Origin of the sequence: Pseudomonas sp. ICMP 460, from assembly GCF_002723595.1 — a bacterium.
Lineage (GTDB): Bacteria > Pseudomonadota > Gammaproteobacteria > Pseudomonadales > Pseudomonadaceae > Aquipseudomonas > Aquipseudomonas kitaguniensis.
The window spans coordinates 176,222-195,899 of record NZ_LKBR01000088.1 but is presented as its reverse complement, the minus strand read 5'-3'; the positions used below and the strand labels follow the sequence as shown (position 1 = coordinate 195,899).

At 60.0% G+C, this 19,678-nt stretch carries 18 protein-coding genes; 7 read left to right on the top strand and 11 right to left on the bottom strand.

What is annotated here, in order from left to right:
- Positions 1–170: 170 nt before the first annotated feature.
- Positions 171–554 (bottom strand): PaaI family thioesterase, encoded by a 384-nt coding sequence (locus AO240_RS28135; protein ID WP_099241065.1) that lies wholly within the window; start codon positions 552–554, stop codon positions 171–173.
- Entirely contained in the window at positions 554–2,890 is a 2,337-nt protein-coding gene (locus tag AO240_RS28130) for a Tex family protein (RefSeq protein ID WP_099241063.1), read from the bottom strand. Before AO240_RS28130 ends, AO240_RS28135 begins: the two co-directional genes overlap by 1 nt.
- A 357-nt stretch (positions 2,891–3,247) precedes the next feature.
- Between AO240_RS28130 and ompR the strand changes: the two genes are divergently transcribed.
- Together ompR and AO240_RS28120 are read left to right on the top strand one after the other, a co-directional pair.
- The gene (gene ompR / locus AO240_RS28125) at positions 3,248–3,988 is read left to right on the top strand and encodes a two-component system response regulator OmpR (protein ID WP_053255745.1); all 741 of its coding nucleotides are present in this window, start codon (positions 3,248–3,250) and stop codon (positions 3,986–3,988) included.
- A 117-nt stretch (positions 3,989–4,105) separates the two neighbouring features.
- Positions 4,106–5,419: an ATP-binding protein gene (locus AO240_RS28120; RefSeq protein ID WP_099241061.1), complete on the top strand. Its 1,314-nt coding sequence runs from the start codon at positions 4,106–4,108 to the stop codon at positions 5,417–5,419.
- A 78-nt stretch (positions 5,420–5,497) separates the two neighbouring features.
- Here the strand turns inward: AO240_RS28120 and rimK are convergent, their stop codons facing one another.
- From rimK to AO240_RS28105, 3 genes are read right to left on the bottom strand one after another with little or no spacing between them, the layout of a single operon-like run.
- Complete coding sequence (gene rimK, locus AO240_RS28115; RefSeq protein ID WP_025855543.1) at positions 5,498–6,403, bottom strand: 30S ribosomal protein S6--L-glutamate ligase; 906 nt, start codon at positions 6,401–6,403, stop codon at positions 5,498–5,500.
- On the bottom strand, positions 6,400–6,849 hold the full coding sequence (locus tag AO240_RS28110; protein ID WP_172979539.1) for an ATP-dependent zinc protease: 450 nt from the start codon (positions 6,847–6,849) through the stop codon (positions 6,400–6,402). Before AO240_RS28110 ends, rimK begins: the two co-directional genes overlap by 4 nt.
- A 46-nt stretch (positions 6,850–6,895) precedes the next feature.
- Entirely contained in the window at positions 6,896–7,675 is a 780-nt protein-coding gene (locus AO240_RS28105; protein WP_099241059.1) for an EAL domain-containing protein, read from the bottom strand.
- A 116-nt stretch (positions 7,676–7,791) separates the two neighbouring features.
- Between AO240_RS28105 and AO240_RS28100 the strand changes: the two genes are divergently transcribed.
- On the top strand, positions 7,792–8,199 hold the full coding sequence (locus AO240_RS28100) for an RNA-binding S4 domain-containing protein (protein WP_099241057.1): 408 nt from the start codon (positions 7,792–7,794) through the stop codon (positions 8,197–8,199).
- A gap of 73 nt (positions 8,200–8,272) precedes the next feature.
- Here AO240_RS28100 and AO240_RS28095 read toward each other — a convergent pair whose 3' ends face one another.
- Positions 8,273–9,076 carry a phosphatase PAP2 family protein gene (locus tag AO240_RS28095; RefSeq protein ID WP_099241055.1) on the bottom strand — a complete coding sequence of 268 codons (804 nt, stop codon included), beginning with the start codon at positions 9,074–9,076 and terminating at the stop codon, positions 8,273–8,275.
- 123 nt (positions 9,077–9,199) lie between these two features.
- Between AO240_RS28095 and hslO the strand changes: the two genes are divergently transcribed.
- Complete coding sequence (gene hslO, locus AO240_RS28090; protein WP_099241053.1) at positions 9,200–10,102, top strand: Hsp33 family molecular chaperone HslO; 903 nt, start codon at positions 9,200–9,202, stop codon at positions 10,100–10,102.
- Between the two features lie 179 nt (positions 10,103–10,281).
- Positions 10,282–11,823, top strand: a complete 1,542-nt coding sequence (locus AO240_RS28085; protein ID WP_099241051.1) for a phosphoenolpyruvate carboxykinase — start codon at positions 10,282–10,284, stop codon at positions 11,821–11,823.
- 191 nt (positions 11,824–12,014) lie between these two features.
- Here the strand turns inward: AO240_RS28085 and AO240_RS28080 are convergent, their stop codons facing one another.
- Complete coding sequence (locus AO240_RS28080) at positions 12,015–12,371, bottom strand: DUF1493 family protein (protein ID WP_099241049.1); 357 nt, start codon at positions 12,369–12,371, stop codon at positions 12,015–12,017.
- Positions 12,372–12,451: 80 nt separating this feature from the next.
- Complete coding sequence (locus AO240_RS28075) at positions 12,452–12,640, bottom strand: YhfG family protein (RefSeq protein WP_099241047.1); 189 nt, start codon at positions 12,638–12,640, stop codon at positions 12,452–12,454.
- Between the two features lie 316 nt (positions 12,641–12,956).
- On the opposite strand from AO240_RS28075, the gene AO240_RS28065 reads away from it, so the two are divergent.
- Entirely contained in the window at positions 12,957–14,894 is a 1,938-nt protein-coding gene (locus AO240_RS28065) for an ATP-dependent DNA helicase RecQ (RefSeq protein ID WP_099241045.1), read from the top strand.
- Positions 14,895–14,917: 23 nt separating this feature from the next.
- On the top strand, positions 14,918–15,349 hold the full coding sequence (locus tag AO240_RS28060; protein WP_099241043.1) for a thioesterase family protein: 432 nt from the start codon (positions 14,918–14,920) through the stop codon (positions 15,347–15,349).
- 138 nt (positions 15,350–15,487) lie between these two features.
- Here AO240_RS28060 and AO240_RS28055 read toward each other — a convergent pair whose 3' ends face one another.
- From AO240_RS28055 to fdhD, 3 genes are all read right to left on the bottom strand, one after another.
- The gene (locus tag AO240_RS28055) at positions 15,488–15,967 is read right to left on the bottom strand and encodes a YMGG-like glycine zipper-containing protein (RefSeq protein WP_099241041.1); all 480 of its coding nucleotides are present in this window, start codon (positions 15,965–15,967) and stop codon (positions 15,488–15,490) included.
- Positions 15,968–16,423: 456 nt separating this feature from the next.
- Positions 16,424–18,772, bottom strand: coding sequence for an FdhF/YdeP family oxidoreductase (locus tag AO240_RS28050; protein ID WP_099241039.1), 2,349 nt, complete (start codon positions 18,770–18,772; stop codon positions 16,424–16,426).
- Positions 18,769–19,608: a formate dehydrogenase accessory sulfurtransferase FdhD gene (fdhD, locus tag AO240_RS28045; RefSeq protein WP_099241037.1), complete on the bottom strand. Its 840-nt coding sequence runs from the start codon at positions 19,606–19,608 to the stop codon at positions 18,769–18,771. Before fdhD ends, AO240_RS28050 begins: the two co-directional genes overlap by 4 nt.
- Between the last annotated feature and the right edge of the window lie 70 nt (positions 19,609–19,678).

Genomic DNA, 19,678 nt, shown 5'->3' with positions numbered 1-19,678 from the left:
AGGACGGTCTACAAGGGTGAAGTTAAAACTGGCGTGATCGCCTGGTTTTGAGTCGATTTGACCCGCTCTGAAAAAGCCTTCTTCACTCCATGAGTTTGGCTATGGCGCGGCAAGAAAATTCCGACGCTGTTGTCGCAGCGCCGAAATTAACTCAAATCGAGGGTGGGGATCTACAGAACAGCGAAGGTGCCTTGTGCTTTTGCGACCAGTTTTTGGTCCTGGACCACATCCGCTTCCACCACCAGCGTGCGCCTGCCGGCGTGAATCACCCGGCTGGTGCACACCACGTCGCCCTGCGAGACGGCGCGGATATAGTTGATTTTGCACTCGATGGTCGCGCTCTGCTGGTCAAAACCATGGGTGCTGGAACACGCCAGCCCCATCGTAATGTCCACCAGGCTGAAAATCGCCCCGCCATGCAGCTTGCCCGCGCGGTTGCGCAGTTGCGGCTCCAGGCTCAGGGCCACTTCGGCAACGCCTTCTTCAAGGCGCTGCAGGCGGCAGCCGATCAGCTCGCTGAACGCGCTCTGGGTCAAACCGGCGGGAATTTCCATCAGCGCTTCTTCAACTGTTTGGCATTCGCGAACAGCGACGCCATCGCATTGTTGCTCGGCGCTGCGGTGGCGGTTTCCTTGCGCGGTGCGCTGCTTTCAGAGCGGCTCTGCGACTGGCGCGGTGCCGAGCCTGGGCGTGCACCCCGCGCGCCGTCGATTTTCTCGCCGGGAGTGTCGCTCATGCGCATCGACAGGCCTACACGTTTGCGCGGAATATCGACTTCCATGACCTTGACCCGTACCACGTCACCGGCTTTCACCGCTTCGCGCGGGTCCTTGATGAACTTCTCGGACAGCGCAGAAATATGCACCAAACCGTCCTGATGCACGCCGATGTCCACAAACGCGCCGAAGTTGGTCACGTTGGTGACCACGCCTTCGAGAATCATGCCCAGTTGCAAGTCCTTGAGGTCTTCGACGCCATCCTGAAACTCGGCGGTCTTGAACCCGGGGCGCGGGTCGCGGCCGGGTTTTTCCAGCTCTTGCAGGATGTCGGTGATGGTCGGCACACCGAAGGTTTCGTCGGTGTACTTTTTCGGGTCCAGGCGTTTGAGGAACGCGGCGTCGCCGATCAGCGAGCGAATGTCGCGGTCGGTTTCGGCGGCAATACGCTGCACCAGCGGGTAGGCTTCCGGGTGAACGGCGGAAGCGTCCAGCGGGTTATCGCCGTTCATCACACGCAGGAAACCTGCGGCCTGTTCGAAGGTTTTTTCACCCAGGCGGGCGACTTTTTTCAGCGCCGCGCGGGTTTTGAACGCGCCATTTTCGTCACGGTGGGTCACGATGTTCTGCGCCAGCGTGGCGTTTAGCCCGGAAATTCGCGCCAGCAACGCCACCGAAGCGGTGTTTACGTCGACGCCCACGGCGTTCACGCAGTCTTCCACCACGGCATCCAGGCCGCGCGCCAGTTTCAGCTGCGACACGTCGTGCTGGTACTGGCCGACACCGATGGATTTCGGGTCGATCTTCACCAGTTCGGCCAGCGGGTCTTGCAGGCGGCGCGCGATGGACACCGCGCCACGGATCGACACGTCGAGGTCCGGGAATTCCTTGGAGGCCAGTTCCGACGCCGAGTACACCGAAGCGCCCGCCTCGGACACCATGACTTTGGTCATTTTCATGGCCGGGTATTTTTTGATCAGCTCGGCAGCCAGTTTATCGGTTTCACGGCTGGCGGTGCCGTTGCCGATAGCGATCAGGTCCACCGCGTGCTTGGCGCACAAGGCGGCCAGAATGGCCAGGGTCTGATCCCACTTGTTGTGCGGCACGTGTGGGTACACGGTGGCGTGGTCGAGCAGCTTGCCGGTGGCGTCGACCACCGCAACCTTGCAACCGGTGCGCAGGCCCGGGTCGAGGCCCAGCGTTGCGCGCGGGCCGGCCGGAGCGGCCAGCAGCAAGTCGTGCAGGTTGTGGGCGAACACGTTGATCGCCTCGGTTTCGGCGCCGTCACGCAGCTCGCCGAGCAGGTCGGTTTCGAGGTGGGTATAGAGCTTGACCTTCCAGGTCCAGCGCACCACTTCACCGAGCCACTTGTCCGCCGGGCGATTCTGATTCTGGATGCCGAATTGTTGACCGATCATGCCTTCGCACGGGTGCATGCTGCCCGGCAGTTCGTCGCCGACTTTCAGCGCAGAGCTCAGAATACCTTCGTTGCGCCCGCGGAAAATGGCCAGCGCACGGTGCGACGGCATGCTCTTGAGCGGTTCGTCGTGCTCGAAATAATCGCGGAACTTGGCGCCTTCTTCCTCTTTGCCGGCGATAACGCGGGCGCTGAGAATGGCTTCTTGCTTGAGGTAGGTGCGCAGTTTTTCGAGGAGGCTGGCGTTTTCGGCGAAGCGCTCCATCAGGATGTACTTGGCGCCTTCGAGCGCAGCCTTGACGTCGGCGACGCCTTTTTCCGCGTCAATGAACCGTGCGGCTTCGGTGTCCGGGCTCAGCGACGGGTCGTTGAACAGGCCATCGGCCAAATCGCCCAGGCCGGCTTCCAGGGCGATCTGGCCCTTGGTGCGGCGCTTTTGCTTGTACGGCAGGTACAGGTCTTCAAGGCGGGTCTTGGTGTCGGCGAGCTTGATGTCGCGCTCCAATTGCGGGGCCAGCTTGCCCTGTTCCTCGATGCTGGCGAGGATGCTGATGCGCCGTTCGTCGAGTTCTCGCAGGTAACGCAGGCGTTCTTCCAGGTGCCGCAGCTGGATGTCGTCGAGGCTGCCGGTCACTTCTTTACGGTAACGGGCGATGAATGGCACCGTGGAGCCCTCATCCAATAGCGCGACGGCCGCTTCGACCTGTTGTGGGCGTACACCGAGTTCCTCGGCGATGCGGCTGTTGATGCTGTCCATAAAACCACCTGAAATTCTGAAAGCAGCTCGCAGGCCCGGAAAACAAGGCGTTGCGAGGCGGGTTGAGCGGCCCGACTGGGCCTGCGCCTGGGTCAAGAGGCTGCCTGTTGACCCTCGAAACCGGAAAATTGCTGCCCGTCGCTGAAAAAAAACGGGTGAGGCAGTAAGCAGTAAAGTCTGACATTACCCCGTACAAGGGCGGCGCATTATAACCAGCGTTCTGCCCTTGGGGGCTACTGCGCCCGAGGTTACAGGGCGCTGGGTCACTGGCGGTGAAGGAAAAATCTGCTAACAATGCACACGGTGCGTATAACGGCAGCTAGGCCATAATGCGCGCCGAGATAAGAGGAGCATCTAATGAGCAGCACTGCACAAACTGCTGAAGGCGAAAAAATTCTCATCGTTGATGACGATCCAGGGCTGAGCAGCCTGCTGGAGCGGTTTTTCAACTCCAAGGGCTACCGTGCACGCGCGGTGCCGAACACCGAGCAGATGGACCGCCTGTTGGGGCGCGAAGTGTTCAATCTGGTCGTGCTCGACCTGATGTTGCCTGGCGAAGACGGCCTGACCGCCTGCAAACGCCTGCGCGGCGCGAATAACCAGATTCCAATCATCATGCTCACCGCCAAGGGCGATGAGCTGAGCCGCATCAAAGGCCTCGAACTGGGCGCTGATGACTACCTGGCCAAGCCGTTCAACCCTGACGAGTTGATGGCCCGGGTCAAAGCCGTATTGCGTCGCCAGGCAGCCCCGGTACCGGGCGCGCCAGGCAGCGAAGACGAAAGCGTTACCTTTGGCGACTACGAACTGTCGCTGGCGACCCGTGAGCTCAAGCGTGGCGAAGAAGTGCACATGCTGACCACCGGCGAATTCGCGGTGCTCAAGGCGTTGGTGATGAACGCTCGCCAGCCGCTGACCCGCGACAAGCTGATGAACCTGGCCCGTGGCCGGGAATGGGATGCACTGGAGCGCTCCATCGACGTGCAGATCTCGCGTCTGCGCCGCATGATCGAGCCGGACCCGTCCAAGCCGCGGTATATCCAGACGGTGTGGGGCGTGGGTTATGTGTTTGTGCCGGATGGCACTGCAACCAAGTGACCGATGATTTGCAGGGGCGGGCATCCCGGCGTTTGACTCAATGAGGGTCGACGGGATGCCCGGCGTCTGCAATTCTGCGAGCGCCGCTCGTTCTTGCAAGGTGTCCAGCTGTCTCCTATGAAAACCCCGTTGTGGTTCCCGCAAAGTTTCTTCTCGCGCACCCTTTGGCTGGTGCTGATCGTCGTTCTGTTCTCCAAGGCACTGACGTTGGTTTATCTGTTGATGAACGAAGACGTGCTGGTGGACCGACAATACAGCCACGGCGTCGCGCTGACGCTGCGCGCCTATTGGGCAGCCGACCCTGAGAACCGTGAAAAGATCGCCAAGGCTGCGACCCTGGTGCGTGTTGACGGCTCCGGCGTGCCCGAGGGCGAGCAGCATTGGCCCTACAGTGAAATTTACCAGCGCCAGATGCAGGCCGAACTCGGCGACGACACCGAGGTGCGCCTGCGTATGCATGTTTCCCCCGCGTTGTGGGTGCGTGCGCCAAGCCTGGGTCAGGATTGGCTGAAAGTGCCGCTGTACCCGCATCCGCTGCGTGGGCAAAAAATCTGGAACGTGTTGGGCTGGTTCCTGGCCATCGGCTTGCTTTCAACGGCGTCCGCGTGGATTTTTGTGCGTCAGCTCAACCAGCCGCTGAAACGCCTGGTGTTTGCCGCCCGTCAACTGGGGCAGGGGCGCAGCGTGCGCCTGCCGGTCAGCGATACGCCCAGCGAAATGACCGAGGTGTACGGCGCGTTCAACCAGATGGCGGAGGACGTCGAACAGGCCGGGCGCGAGCGTGAGCTGATGCTGGCAGGTGTGTCGCATGACCTGCGCACGCCGCTGACGCGTTTGCGGCTGTCCCTTGAGCTGATGGGCAACCATTCCGACCTCACGGATGACATGGTCCGTGACATCGAGGACATGGACGCGATTCTTGACCAGTTCCTGGCGTTTATCCGCGACGGCCGCGATGAAGTGGTAGAAGAAGTCGACCTGACGGACCTGGTGCGTGAGGTGGTGGCGCCCTACAACCAGAACGGTGAACAGGTGCACATGCGCCTGGAGCCGATCCAGCCGTTCGCATTGCGTCGGGTATCGATGAAGCGCCTGCTGAACAACTTGATCGGCAACGCGCTGCACCATGCGGGTTCGGACGTGGAAGTGGCCGCGTACGTGTCCGGCGACAGCACGGCGCCTTATGTGGTGTTGAGCGTGATGGACAGTGGCGCGGGCATCGACCCGGCCGAACTGGAAGGTATTTTCAACCCGTTCACCCGTGGCGACCGTGCCCGGGGTGGCAAAGGCACGGGCCTGGGGCTGGCGATTGTGCGGCGGATTGCCTCGATGCATGGCGGCAATGTCGAGCTGCGCAACCGCGAAGAGGGTGGCCTGGAAGCGCGTGTACGCTTGCCGCTGGGGCTGATGCTACCCAGAGATGCAGTTTAAGGGCAGCGGCAAGTTTTAAGCTTCAAGCTGCAAGAGAAGTGCAATCTGCTTTTGCCCTTACTTGCAGCTTGCAGCTAATTAACCTTTGCCTTTGGTGCGGGTCATGTTCGGCCCACCATTCTTTTCCAGATGCTGAATGATGATCCCCGCCACGTCCTTGCCGGTGGTGGTCTCAATGCCTTCCAAGCCTGGTGACGAGTTCACCTCCATCACCAGCGGGCCGTGGTTGGAGCGCAGGATATCCACACCCGCTACCGCCAAGCCCATCACCTTGGCTGCGCGCAGTGCGGTCATGCGTTCTTCCGGGGTGATTTTGATCAGGCTGGCGCTGCCACCACGGTGCAGGTTGGAACGGAACTCGCCTGGCTTGGCTTGACGTTTCATCGCCGCAATCACCTTGTCGCCCACCACGAAACAGCGGATGTCCGCACCGCCGGCTTCCTTGATGTACTCCTGCACCATGATGTTCTGCTTGAGGCCCATGAACGCCTCAATCACCGACTCCGCAGCGGTGGCGGTTTCACACAGCACCACGCCGATGCCCTGAGTGCCCTCCAATACCTTGATCACCAGCGGCGCGCCGTTGACCATGTCGATAAGGTCGGGAATGTCGTCCGGGGAGTGCGCAAAGCCGGTAACCGGCAAGCCAATGCCCCGGCGTGAGAGCAGTTGCAGCGAGCGCAGCTTGTCGCGCGAGCGCGCGATGGCCACGGATTCATTCAGCGGGAACACGCCCATCATTTCAAACTGGCGCAACACCGCGCAGCCGTAAAACGTCACCGAGGCGCCGATACGCGGTATCACCGCATCAAAGCCTTCCAGCGGCTTGCCACGGTAGTGGATCTGCGGCTTGTGGCTGGCAATGTTCATATAGGCGCGCAACGTGTCGATCACCACCATTTCGTGGCCACGTTCGGTGCCGGCCTCGACCAGGCGGCGGGTGGAATACAGACGCGGGTTTCGCGACAGCACAGCAATCTTCATGCAGCACCTGGGGCAGAAATAGTAGAGACCGGGAACACCGGCTTGTCTTGAACGTACTTGACGCCGGGGTTGACCACCAGATGGCCGTCAATCAACGCCTTGGAGCCCAGCAATAAGCGGTAACGCATGGCCTTGCGGCAAGCGAGGGTGAATTCCACCCGCCATACCCGATCGCCCAACGCCAGCGTGGTGCTGATCACATAGCGCACCTGCGCATGGCCATTGGAGCTCTTGATGGTTTTCATCGTCACCAGCGGCGCTTCGCAGCGGCGGTGACGCAGTTGCACCACAGTGCCCAAGTGCGCGGTGAAGCGCACCCACTTTTCACCGTCGCGCTCAAACGGCTCGATCTCGGTGGCGTGCAGGCTGGAGGTGCTGGCACCGGTGTCGATCTTCGCGCGCAGGCCAGCCACTCCCAAGTCGGGAAGTGCCACCCACTCACGCAGACCCACAACGGTCAAATGGTCAAATGTCTTCAATAGGGTTAACCGGTTAATTCGCCCAGGCCTGAGGTGAAACCTCGGGCAAGGCTTTGAATGCAGGCCTGGCGAACCAGTAACCCTGCATCAGAAAAATTCCGCAGTCGGACAGAAAGTCGCGCTCGCCGGCACTTTCGATGCCTTCGGCAATGACAGTAACGCCCAACTGCTCACAGATTGTGACAATCCCCCGGACGATCACCTGACGGACACGGTCTTGATCGACATCGCGAATCAGCGCCATGTCGAGTTTGATCAAGTCAGGTTGGAAATCGGCCAGCAGATTCAGCCCGGAATGGCCCGCGCCGAAATCGTCGATCGCGGTCTTGAAACCGAATTCGCGGTATTCACGCAGAATATTCGTCAAATGGCGATGGTTATCTACATGCTCGCTTTCCAGCGTCTCGAAAATCAGCTGATTCAGTGGAAAATTATGCGCACGCGCCGCTTCCAGCGTACTGCGGATACACAACTCCGGCCGGTACACCGCATTCGGTAGAAAGTTGATCGAGAGATGGGTTTGCATCCCCAACGCAGCGGCCCCGGCAATCGCCTGTGTGCGGCAACGCTGGTCGAAGCGGTAACGATTGCTCTCGTTGACGTGCTCAAGCACGGAGTGCGCGCCTTCCCCGCGCGTACCTCGTACCAACGCCTCATGGGCAAAAACCGATTGGTCCCGAAGGTTTACGATAGGCTGATAGGCAAACGCAAAATCGAAACTCAGCGGTTCGCTTTGCTGGCACCCCACGCAACGCAGGTTGGGCGAGGTGAGTGAAACAGGGAAGTCGGTCACAGCGTATCCTCGCGAAAACAGGGTGCTACCTGGCGTATCTTAGGTGAGCTCAGGGGTTTATGCGTTGATGGGTTTCAACGGTACAGTTGCGACATTTTTCAGAGCGAGGAATTCAAGTGGCTCAAAAGCAGGAAGAGGAAGAAAAGGTCCGGTTGGACAAGTGGTTGTGGGCGGCGCGCTTTTATAAAACCCGTGCCCTGGCCAAGGCCGCCATCGAGAGCGGCAAGGTGCACCATCGCGGTGAGCGCTGCAAACCTGGCAAGGAGCCGCGCGTGGGTGATGAGTTGCAGATTCGTAACGGGTTTGATGAAAAAACCATCGTGGTACAGGCGCTTTCCGTCGTGCGCCGCGGTGCGCCCGAAGCGCAGGCGCTGTACGCCGAGACCGAAGCCAGCATCGCCAAGCGCGAAAACGCAGCGGCCATGCGCAAGGCGGGTGCTACGGGCATGACCACCGACGGCAAACCGAGCAAGAAGCAGCGTCGCGATTTGTTCAAGTTTCGCGGCAGCGGCAATGACGATTGATTGCGCAAATTTGCAGCAAAAAGGCGATCAAATGTGGGAGCAAGGCCACTCCCACATTGAGCCAGTAGTGGTGTTACGCAGTTGCGCGTACAACGCTCAGTCGCCCGATGGCTGGCAGCTTGCCAAGTAACCCGAAGATCGGTGCGGTCAGCCGTAACAGGAACCCCGACACCTTCGCTGCAAACGGCGTGTAATACCCCCAGCCCAGCGCCAATAACGCCAGCAACACGCCGCCGATGTAATCGTCCTGCCCCCAATGCGCGCCCGCTACCAGCCGCGGCATCATGAACAACAGTGCCAGGCCCCAGATCACCAGCACCTGGCCAATGCGTTTGGCAAACACCGTCATGAACATCGCCCAGATCAACAACACCGAAGCATGATCGCCCGGGAAACTCTGGCTTGAACTGTCCTTCAACTCCCAGGTTTTCTCAAGGCCCGGAAAGTAGTCGCTCATTTGCACCGCGCCGCTGATCAGCATCGACGGGCTGCTGTGTTGCCAACCCATTTGCGCGGCGAGTTTGGAAAACAGCATGCGGATAAACAGCAACAACAGCAGAATGCCGAAAAAGCCGAAAAATGCCTGGCGTACCTGCACCGCCTTGAACACCCAGTCACCACGCACCAGCAGCGTCAGCAAAATGACCCCGACCACCGCGTCGAACGGCCGCAAACTGGCCACGGCCCACACGTGTAACCACATTGAATGGCTCGCCAGCGGGTCATTGAGCAGGTGGAACAGCCATTCGTCGAATATCACACAGAGCATCTGGCCCGTGGGCCACAGCCAAAAACACAACAGTGCAACAGCGACCAGATTGCAAACGGCCCATCGCCGGAGGTTCCACGTGGCTTGGAACAAACCCGGATTGTTCATAAACTGTTCCTCATCGCTCGATTGCTCTCCCTGTTTCAGGAGAAAACCGCACCAAATTGGTGCTAAAGCGTTTTATTTTATAAACCTTGTCATCAATTTGTCATCATTCAGATACTGAGACCTATGACTGATCTACCGGATACCGACTTCACCCAACGCTTCATCTTCGACGAGAACGACGCCCGCGGCGAACTGGTCTCGCTGGAGCGCAGCTATGCCGAAGTCCTCGCCAAGCACGCCTATCCGGAACCGGTCGCGCAACTGCTCGGTGAGTTGATGGCGGCGGCTGCGCTGCTGGTCGGCACCATGAAGTTCGACGGTTTGCTGATTCTGCAAGCGCGTTCTGATGGCCCGATTCCGATGCTGATGATCGAGTGCTCCAGCGAGCGCGAGATCCGTGGCCTGGCCCGTTACGAGGCCGACCTGATCAGCGCCGACGCCACCCTCGGCGACCTGATGACCAACGGCGTGCTGGCGATTACCGTCGACCCGACCGAAGGCCAGCGCTACCAGGGCATCGTCGACCTCGACGGCGAAACGCTGTCGGACTGCTTCACCAATTATTTCGTGATGTCGCAGCAAGTCGGCACCAAGTTCTGGCTTAACGCCGACGGCAAGCGCGCGCGTGGCCTGCTGTTGCAGCAATTGCCGGCTGACCGTATCAAGGACGACGATGAGCGCACCGACAGCTGGCGCAAGCTGACCGCCCTGGCTGGCACCCTGACCGCTGAAGAACTGCTGGCCCTGGACAACGAAACCATCCTGCACCGCCTCTACCACGAAGAGGCCGTGCGCCTGTTCGACGCACAGGGCCTGCGCTTTCGTTGCAGCTGCTCACGCGAGCGTTCAGCCAATGCCTTGGTCAGCCTTGGTTTGGAAGATGCGCAGAATTTGGTAGTGGAGCACGGTGGCCATATCGAGATCGACTGCCAGTTTTGCAACCAGCGTTACCTGTTCGACGCCGCCGATGTAGCCCAATTATTTGCCGGCGCAGGCATCGACACCCCCTCCGACACCCGCCACTAAAACGTTTAAGCACAGGTGAATCACCTGAAAAATGCCGGATTAGCGCAGTTCTGACGGGAGGCCCCTACTCTTTTTGGGCTTTTCTGGCATAATCCGGCCCACTTTTTTCGCGGTAGTAGTGCGCAACTTTCTACTACAAAACGTTTGGAGCACTCGGCCATAGGCCGACGGGGAACCTCATGACGCAAGCCAATAACGCCGTATACACCGATCTGAGTGTTGACGATCTGGTCAAAGAAGCCCTGCAGCGCGGTGAAGGCGTGCTTGCCGATACTGGCGCGCTGGTCGTAGAAACCGGTCACCGTACCGGCCGTTCGCCGGTCGATCGCTTCATTGTTGAAGAGCCTTCCACCCAGGCTGCCATTGCCTGGGGCCCGATCAACCGCAAGTTTCCGGCTGACAAGTTCGATGCCCTGTGGAGCCGCGTAGAAGCATTCAACAACGCGCAAGAGCATTTCGTTTCCCACGTTCATGTAGGGGCCGCCGAAGACCACTACCTGGCCGTGAAAATGACCACCCAGACTGCCTGGCAGAACCTGTTCGGTCGTTGCCTGTTCATCAACCCGGCCCAATACAACCCGGCCGGTCGTGACGAGTGGCAAGTGCTTAACGTGGCCAACTTCGAGTGCGTGCCAGAGCGTGACGGCACCAACTCCGACGGTTGCGTGATCCTCAACTTCGCCCAGAAAAAAGTCCTGATCGCCGGCATGCGTTACGCCGGTGAAATGAAAAAAGCCATGTTCTCGGTGCAGAACTTCCTGCTGCCGGCCGCCGACGTACTGCCGATGCACTGCGCCGCCAACATCGGCGAAGCAGGCGACGTGACGTTGTTCTTCGGTCTGTCGGGCACCGGCAAAACCACCTTGTCCGCCGACGAAAGCCGTTACCTGATCGGTGACGACGAACACGGCTGGGGCGAAGGCGTGGTGTTCAACATCGAAGGCGGTTGCTATGCCAAGTGCATCGACCTGTCCGAGAAGAACGAGCCGGTTATCTGGAAAGCCATCAAGCACGGCACCGTGCTCGAAAACGTAGTGATCGACGATGCCAAGCACGCCGACTACACCAACGTCAGCCTGACCCAGAACAGCCGCGCCGCCTACCCGCTGGAACACGTTGCCAAGCGCTCCGAGCACAACCTCGGCGGCGAGCCAAACGCGGTGATCTTCCTGACCTGCGACCTGACCGGCGTGCTGCCGCCAGTCTCGATCCTCAGCGAAGAGCAAGCGGCCTACCACTTCCTGTCCGGCTACACCGCACTGGTGGGCTCGACCGAAATGGGTTCGGGCAGCGGCATCAAGTCGACCTTCTCCACTTGCTTCGGCGCGCCATTCTTCCCACGCCCGGCCGGCGAATACGCTGAGCTGCTGATCAAGCGCGTGCGCGGCTTCGGCTCCAAGGTCTACCTGGTCAACACCGGCTGGACCGGCGGTGGCTACGGCGTCGGCAAGCGCTTCAACATCCCGACCACTCGCGGCGTGATCGCAGCCATCCAGAGCGGCGCATTGGTCGGTGCTGAAACCGAACACCTCGATACCATCAACCTCGACGTGCCACTGGCCGTACCGGGCGTCGACACCGGCCTGTTGAACCCACGTAACACCTGGGCTGACAAAGCTGCGTACGACGAAGCCGCGAAAGCGCTGGCCGCTCTGTTCGTAGAGAACTTCAAGAAGTTTGAAGTGAGCGATGCGATCAAGGCTGCCGGGCCTAAGTTGTAAGGTTCGGTTGTTGTGAAAAAGCCGCCTCTTGCAGGCGGCTTTTTTATGCGCGAAAGGTTAGCTGGCGAGGGACCCGAAGGTGGGAGGGGGCTTGCTCCCGATGGCGGCGGTCAGCCAGCTGAATTATTGGCCGGCCTAGCGCTTTCGCGAGCAAGCCCGCTCCCACAATTAGACGTGGGGTGTGCTTGGGGTCAGCTAAGGTTTTCCAGCGTTTGCGTGTCCCAGTTATGGTGCTTGATCGCCAGGTAAAGCATGCCGATGGTCAGCGCGATTTTATCGCCACGGCCCTTGGCGCGGCGTTTCAGGAACACATCAAACACCGGCGGCTGAAAATAACGATAAGCGTCGTAGTCACCCAGGTCGAGCGCAAAATCCTGTTCCAGCGCTTCCATGAATTGCGTGGCTTCGGCGCCATCGCAGCCAAGGTCGAAATTGATCGAGGTGTCGAGGCGAATAGTCTTGTGTTCCGGCAGGCCGATTTCTTCGTGCAGCAATTGCAGGAGTTGCTGCATGGCGGCGTCTTCGGGGAAGTTGGGAGCCAGGTTCATGGTGGGTGCACGCAGGAGTGGGTGGATGGCGGGACGCGGAGCGTCCCAAGCGGCATTCCCACGCGGAGCGTGAGGAACGATTATTTGCTGCCAGTGAAATGTGCCCGGTGGGCGCGGTACTTGGCAAGAACGGCTTCGCGGGTTGGCAAGGGTTTGTCGACGTCGGCAGGTTGGGTATTGAACCCTTCCAGGCGCAGGCTGGCGAGGTAATTGGAGCGGCGGATCTTGTGGAAATGATCCTGTTTTTGCTCAAACGTTGGTTCGCTCATTGCCGCGTACTCATGGGTCGCAAAACTTGATTTTAGCACCTGGCGCAGATCAAAACTGTGGGAGCGGGCTTGCTCGCGAAGGCGCTGGTTCAGTTGATACCTGTGTCGACTGACACACCGCTTTCGCGAGCAAGCCCACTCCCACAGTGGGTTGTTGGTTGTCCTGCAATACTGTGCGAAATGTCCTACTTCGGCCCAAGGCCATCCTTTACCCTGTGTATTATCCTGTCTCTTTTTTCCTTGCGACCTTTCTCGATTCGCTGAACGCACTGGTCTATGTTTTGGGCTCATTCAGCGGTCAATGGAGTGACAGCTCATGCACGACACCCTCCAACAGGTCTTCGGTTTTTCACAATTTCGTTTGGGCCAGGAACAAACCGTCAGTGCGGTGCTGGCCGGTCGCTCGGCTGCCGCGATTTTCCCCACGGGGTCGGGCAAATCCTTGTGTTATCAGCTGTCGGCGGTGCTATTGCCGCATTTGACGCTGGTGGTTTCGCCCTTGTTGGCGCTGATGCAGGACCAACTGGGCTTTCTGCAACGCCACGGCATTTCGGCGGGCAGTATCGATTCGGCGCAAACCCGCGACGAGGCCAATGACGTGATGGCCCGTGCGCGTTCAGGTGAGCTGAAAATCCTGATGATTTCCGTGGAGCGTTTGAAGAACGAGCGCTTTCGTAATTTTCTGCAAAGCGTCCAGCTCTCGTTGCTGGTGGTGGATGAGGCGCACTGTATTTCCGAGTGGGGCCACAACTTTCGCCCGGACTATTTGAAGCTGCCGGACTACCAGCGTCAGTTCAATATCCCACAAGTGCTGCTGTTAACGGCTACGGCGACGCCCAAGGTGATTGCCGACATGCAGGCGAAGTTCGCCATTGCACCAAGCGATGTGGTCACCACCGGCTTCTACCGGCCCAACCTCAACCTGTTGGTGGAGCCGGTTGCCGGTGCTGATAAGCGTGCGCGGCTGGTTGCGTGGATGAAAGAGCGCGCCAATCAGCCGAGCATCGTCTACGTCACCTTGCAGAAAACCGCTGAGCAGATTGCCGAGCACCTCACCCGCAATCGCATTCTGGCCGAGGCGTATCACGCGGGTTTGCCCCACGATAAGCGCGAGGGCATTCAGCAGCGTTTTATGGGCGGGCGCTGCAATTGCATCGTCGCGACCATCGCGTTTGGCATGGGCATCGACAAGAGCGATATTCGCAATGTGGTGCACTTTGACCTGCCCAAATCCATCGAAAACTACAGCCAGGAAATCGGTCGCGCAGGGCGTGACGGCCAGCCATCGGACTGCCTGGTATTGGCCAACCGCGACAGCCTGAATGTGCTGGAGAACTTCGTGTACGGCGACACGCCGGAGCAGGTCGGCATTCGCCGTGTGCTGGAGGAGCTGCAAGCGGCGCGGGGCGACGGGCAGTGGGAGTTCTTGCTGAGGTCATTGTCGGACCACAGCAACATCCGTGAGCTGCCGCTCAAGACGCTGTTGGTGCAATTGGAACTCAAGGGCGTGATCGCGCCGCGCTACGCGTTTTATGCCGAATACCGCTTCAAGTACCTGATCGAACCCGACGCCTTGCTGGCGCGGTTTGCCGGCGAGCGGCAGCAGTTTGTCGCGGCGATTATTCAGGTCTGTCAACGCGCCAGAACCTGGGCAACGGTGGATTTCGACGCGCTTTATCAACAGCACGGCGCCGAGCGCAACCGCGTGGTCAAGGCGTTGGATTACTTCCAGGAGCAGGGCCTGATCGAGCTTGAAAGCAAGCAGATGACGGAGGTGTACAGCGTGCTGAATACCGATTTTGACCCAGAGGCGTTAAGCCTGGAGTTATACACAGGCTTCAAACAGCACGAAGTGGCAGAGGTGGCGCGGATCCACGCCATGCTTGAGCTGTTTGCCACCGAGCATTGCCTTGGGCAGCGTTTGGCTGAGTACTTTGGTGATGAAAATGCTCCCCAGCGTTGCGGGCATTGCTCGGTGTGTCACGGTCACGTTGCGCACTTGCCGCCGCCGCCGGGTTTGCCGCCGCTTGTGGATAAAAACTTCATGGCGCTGTGCGGTGATTTTATCCACAGGCATCATGAAGCCACCGGGGATTTGCCTGGCGCGGAGCGGCTCACGCGCTTTCTGGGCGGTATCAGCGTGCCGTTGTTTACCAAGCTTAAAGCGCGCAGCATTGCGGGTTTCGGTGCGCTGGAGGACTACCCCTTCGCCGAGGTGCGCGACTGGGCCGCAGCCCATTTGAATGACCTGTAAAACCACATTTACGAGACCTGCACATGCCTGACTCAATGCCGTTACGCGCCGATTACCGTCACTTCCAGCCGATCATCACGCGTTGGCACGACAACGATGTGTACGGCCATGTGAACAACGTGACCTATTACAGCTTTTTCGACACGGCGGTAAATACCTACCTGATCGAGCAGGGCGGGTTGGATATTCATGACGGCGAAGTGGTGGGGTTTGTGGTGAGTTCGGCGTGCGATTATTTCGCCTCGATCGCGTTTCCCGATCGTATAGACATTGGCCTGCGGGTCGGCAAATTGGGTAACAGTTCGGTGCAGTATGAGCTGGCGGTGTTCAAGGCGGGCGAGGATGACGCCTGTGCGGCAGGGCGCTTCGTGCATGTATTTGTGGACAGGGCGTCGAACCAGCCGGTGACCATCCCGGGAATGTTGCGCGAGGCGTTGCAGCAGTTGGTGGTGTGAACCTGAACCTGAACCTGAACTTGAACTTGAACACTCAGCCAGCGCACATGTGGGAGGGGGCTTGCTCACGATTGCGCTGGCTCAGCCAAACAGGTGTTGGCTGACACACTGCCATCGGGAGCAAGCCCCTCTCACAGATTAGCGATCGCGGTAGTGATGCTTGTTCTTGCGATGCCCGTAGGCGTGCCCGCGACCACGATGGTCATCGCGGTCATAGCGACGGTTATCTCGCCCACGGTCACGACGGTCTTCGTCATCGCTCTTGTTGCCCATGTAGTTGCCGACCGCACCACCTGCGCCACCGCCAGCGGCTGCGCCGATCAGGCTGCCGGTGGTGCCGCCCATGCTGCGGCCTACGACGTTGCCGCCGGCTGCGCCCAAGGCACCGCCAATGGCTGCTTCACCACGGCTGCGCTTGTCTGCGCCGACCGCACTGCCGCCCGCGCCGCCGACGGCTGCGCCGATGGCCGAACCGGTGTTGCCGCCGAGCTGCTGGCCAACAACCGAACCCAGTACCCCGCCCAATGCGCCGCCCACACCGGCTTCGGTGGTGCCACCGGCCATGGCTGCGCCACTGACCAGGCTAAAGGACAACAAGAGAATCGAGGAGAACTTCATAGACAGACCTCAAGAGGATGACGGCGCGATCCTGAGGTTGTATCGAGACGCTGACAATCGAAATCCGACCAGTGGTGTGAGTTGTATACAATTCTATAAGTTACTGTTTTGTATAAGGAACTTAAGTGATTTTTGCGGGTCTGTAGCTTCTGTCAGTAGTGACTTCGAAACGGCCGCTTTTAAGCAAAAGCGGCCTTTTTTGTGCCCGGAATTTGTTGTGGCGATCGGCTTCTGTGGCGAGCGGGCTTGCTCGCGCTGGGCCGCGAAGCGCCCCCTTGTCCAGGCACTGAGGTCTGACTGAAAGTACGCTGTGACTTTATTGGGGCCGCTTCGCAGCCCAGCGCGAGCAAGCCCGCTCGCCACAACAAGCCCACTCTTCACAACTGGCCCACTCTTCACAGCAAGCCCACTCTTCACAAAAAGTGGGCTCTCTGCAACAAGCCAGCAGCGCAGCCGTCAGGCAGAGCGCGCCATGATCAAGCCACTGTCGCTCGCCGCTTCCAAACGAATCGCCACGAACTTCGACGTCGGTGTATGGCTGCCTTCCCCGGTGCTTTCCAGCGGCACCAGCGGGTTCACTTCCGGGTAATAAGCAGCTGCCTGCCCTGCCGGAATATCAAACGCGAGCAAGGTGAAGCCCTTCACGCGGCGCTCACGGCCGTCTTCCCACAGCGACACGATGTCGGCCTTCTGCCCCGGCTTGAAGCCCAGGCGGATGATGTCGGCTTCGTTGACGAACAACACGTCACGCTGACCTTTCACGCCACGGTAGCGGTCGTCCAGGCCATAAATGGTGGTGTTGTACTGATCGTGGGAGCGCATCGATTGCATGATCAGGTCCGGCACACGGCCTGTGGCGTGGGTGCGTTCGTGAATCAGGTCTCTGGGCAGGACGTTCGGGCGGAAGTTGGCGCGGCCCGAAGGGGTGTTCCAGCGGCGCGAACCGGCGGAGTTGCCCAAGTAGAAGCCGCCCGGGTGTTTGATCTTCTCGTTGAAGTCTTTGAAGCCCGGGATGGTGTCGGCGATCAGGTCGCGGATGCGCCCGTAGTCGCCCACCAGCCAGTTCCAGTCAACCGGTTTGCTGCCCAGGGTCGCAGCGGCAATGCCGGCGACGATCGCAGGTTCGGATTTCATCAGCTTCGACAGCGGTTGCAGTTGGCCGTTGGAGCCGTGAACCATGCTGAACGAGTCTTCCACCGTCACCGCTTGCGGGCCGTCGGCCTGAATGTCGATGTCGGTACGGCCCAGGCACGGCAGAATCAGCGCGTCTTTACCGTGCATCAGGTGGCTGCGGTTGAGCTTGGTGCTGATCTGCACGGTCAGGTCGCAGTTGCGCAGCGCTTCGAAGGTGCGCGGGCTGTCTGGTGTGGCTTGGGCGAAGTTGCCGCCCAGGCCGATAAACACCTTGGAGCGGCCTGCGAGCATGGCGTGGATCGCTTCGACCACGTTGTGGCCGTTGTCACGCGGCACCTGGAACTGAAAGCGGCGCTCAAGGGAATCGAGGAACGCCGCCGGAGGGCGCTCGTTGATGCCCATGGTGCGGTCGCCCTGCACGTTGCTGTGGCCACGCACCGGGCACAGGCCGGCGCCGGGGCGGCCGATATTGCCGCGCAGCAGCATCAGGTTGGCGATTTCCTGGATGGTCGGCACCGAGTGGCGGTGCTGGGTGATGCCCATCGCCCAGCACATGATCACGTTCTTGCCCTTGGCGTACATGCGCGCGATCTGTTCGATCTCGATCAGGCTCAGGCCGGACTGCGCGACGATTTCATCCCACGAGGTGTCGTCGATCTGCCCGAGGTAATCCAGCACGTTGGTCGTGTGTTCGTTGAGGAAGTCGTGGTCGAACACGGCTTCTTTGCCTTCGGCCTGAGCCTGGCGTTCCCACAGCAGCAGGAACTTGGCCATGCCGCGCAAGATGGCCATGTCGCCACCGAGCGCCGGGCGGAAGTAGGCGGTGTTGGTCGGCTTGTCGCCGTTGGTGAGCATTTCCAGCGGGTGTTGCGGGTGTTGGAAGCGCTCCAGGCCACGCTCTTTCAGCGGGTTGATGCACACCACTTGAGCGCCACGTTTTACCGCTTCGCGCAGCGGCTCCAGCATGCGTGGGTGGTTGGTGCCGGGGTTCTGGCCCCACACGAAAATTGCATCGGCATGTTCGAAGTCATCAAAGGTCACGGTGCCTTTGCCCACGCCCACACTCTGCGCCAGGGCCACGCCGCTGGCCTCGTGGCACATGTTCGAGCAGTCCGGGAAATTGTTGGTGCCATACGCGCGCACAAACAACTGATACAAGTACGCTGCTTCGTTGCTGGCCCTGCCCGAGGTGTAGAACTCGGCCATGTCCGGGCTCGGCAGTGCATTGAGGTGCTTGCCCACCAGGTCGAACGCCGCTTCCCAACTGACCGGCACGTAGTGGTCGGTCTGTGCGTCATAGCGCATCGGCTCGGTCAGGCGGCCTTGGTATTCCAGCCAGTAGTCGCTCTGCGCCAGCAGCGCGGTGACGCTGTGTTTGGCGAAGAAAGCAGCGTCCACGCGGCGCTTGGTGGCTTCCCAGTTGACCGCCTTGGCGCCGTTTTCGCAGAACTTGACCATGCCGCTTTCCGGCGAGTCGCCCCAGGCGCAGCCCGGGCAGTCGAAGCCGCCGTTCTGGTTGGTCTTGAGCATCATGCGCAGGTTTTTCAGCGCGTTGTCGCTGGTCAGCCAGGCTTGGGCCACGCTGATCAGTGCACCCCATCCGCCGGCTGGGCCTTTATAGGGCTTGTAGCGCGGGGTCGGGGTTTGGTCGGCTTGATGATGATTGCTCACGGCTGTTTCTCCATCGCAGGGCTGTAAACCCGCGGCGCACTTTTCTGCGGCAGGTGGATGAGATTGAGGTTGTGCCGACGCGCCCATTGCAGGGCCAGGCCGGTGGGCGACGACAGGCTAACCAGGGTCTGGATGCCCGCGCGCAGAACTTTTTGAATCAATTCGAGGCTGCAGCGGCTGGTGACAATCGCCAGCCCGCCGTCGGTCGGAATGTTTTGGCGGATCAGCGCGCCGATCAATTTATCCAGGGCGTTATGCCGGCCGATGTCTTCGCGGCCCATCAACAATTCGCCCTGGTTGTTCATAAATACCGCCGCATGCACCGCGCCGCTGTACTGGCCCAGGGGCTGAAAAGCGCTGATGCGTTGGCGCAGGCCATCAAGCCATTCGGCAGGCGGCAAGGGCGCGCCGGGCAAAACTTTAAGGTCGGGTAAGGCTTGTTCAACCGCTTCTACGCCGCACAAACCGCAGCCACTGGTGCCTGCCAACTGGCGGCGCTGTTGCTTGAGGTTCCAGAAGGCGCGGCTGGAAATCTGCACCTGAGCGTATTGAGTAGAGCCCGAACCGCTCAGTTTAAGGTCATAAATGTCACTAACGTCGGCGATAATGCCGCTACCGATGCTAAAACCGACAATGAAGTCTTCAAGGTCGGTCGGCGTCACCAGCATCACGGCCTGGCTGATGTCGTTATAGGCAATCGCCAACGCCACTTCTTCGGCCAACGCAGTGCTGGCGACTTCAGTATGTTCGAGGTTGCAAAACTGGTAGCTCTGGCTGGCGGCCGGCGCGGGCGTTTCGAGGGCGGGCGCCGCGCAGGCTGGACGCTTGGCGTTCATGGGGCAATACTACCGGCGGATTGATCAATGTTCAGACTAGGCGCGACAAAGCGTCGCGTCTAATCATCAG

Bases quoted from the DNA above. Each gene is read 5' to 3' on its own strand.
- ompR (WP_053255745.1), top strand. From the start codon at position 3,248: ATGAGCAGCACTGCACAAACTGCTGAAGGCGAAAAAATTCTCATCGTT.
- AO240_RS28095 (WP_099241055.1), bottom strand. From the start codon at position 9,076: ATGAACAATCCGGGTTTGTTCCAAGCCACGTGGAACCTCCGGCGATGG.
- hslO (WP_099241053.1), top strand. From the start codon at position 9,200: ATGACTGATCTACCGGATACCGACTTCACCCAACGCTTCATCTTCGAC.
- AO240_RS28075 (WP_099241047.1), bottom strand. From the start codon at position 12,640: ATGAGCGAACCAACGTTTGAGCAAAAACAGGATCATTTCCACAAGATC.
- AO240_RS28085 (WP_099241051.1), top strand. From the start codon at position 10,282: ATGACGCAAGCCAATAACGCCGTATACACCGATCTGAGTGTTGACGAT.
- AO240_RS28120 (WP_099241061.1), top strand. From the start codon at position 4,106: ATGAAAACCCCGTTGTGGTTCCCGCAAAGTTTCTTCTCGCGCACCCTT.
- AO240_RS28130 (WP_099241063.1), bottom strand. From the start codon at position 2,890: ATGGACAGCATCAACAGCCGCATCGCCGAGGAACTCGGTGTACGCCCA.
- AO240_RS28060 (WP_099241043.1), top strand. From the start codon at position 14,918: ATGCCTGACTCAATGCCGTTACGCGCCGATTACCGTCACTTCCAGCCG.
- AO240_RS28065 (WP_099241045.1), top strand. From the start codon at position 12,957: ATGCACGACACCCTCCAACAGGTCTTCGGTTTTTCACAATTTCGTTTG.
- rimK (WP_025855543.1), bottom strand. From the start codon at position 6,403: ATGAAGATTGCTGTGCTGTCGCGAAACCCGCGTCTGTATTCCACCCGC.
- fdhD (WP_099241037.1), bottom strand. From the start codon at position 19,608: ATGAACGCCAAGCGTCCAGCCTGCGCGGCGCCCGCCCTCGAAACGCCC.
- AO240_RS28055 (WP_099241041.1), bottom strand. From the start codon at position 15,967: ATGAAGTTCTCCTCGATTCTCTTGTTGTCCTTTAGCCTGGTCAGTGGC.
- AO240_RS28080 (WP_099241049.1), bottom strand. From the start codon at position 12,371: ATGAACCTGGCTCCCAACTTCCCCGAAGACGCCGCCATGCAGCAACTC.
- AO240_RS28135 (WP_099241065.1), bottom strand. From the start codon at position 554: ATGGAAATTCCCGCCGGTTTGACCCAGAGCGCGTTCAGCGAGCTGATC.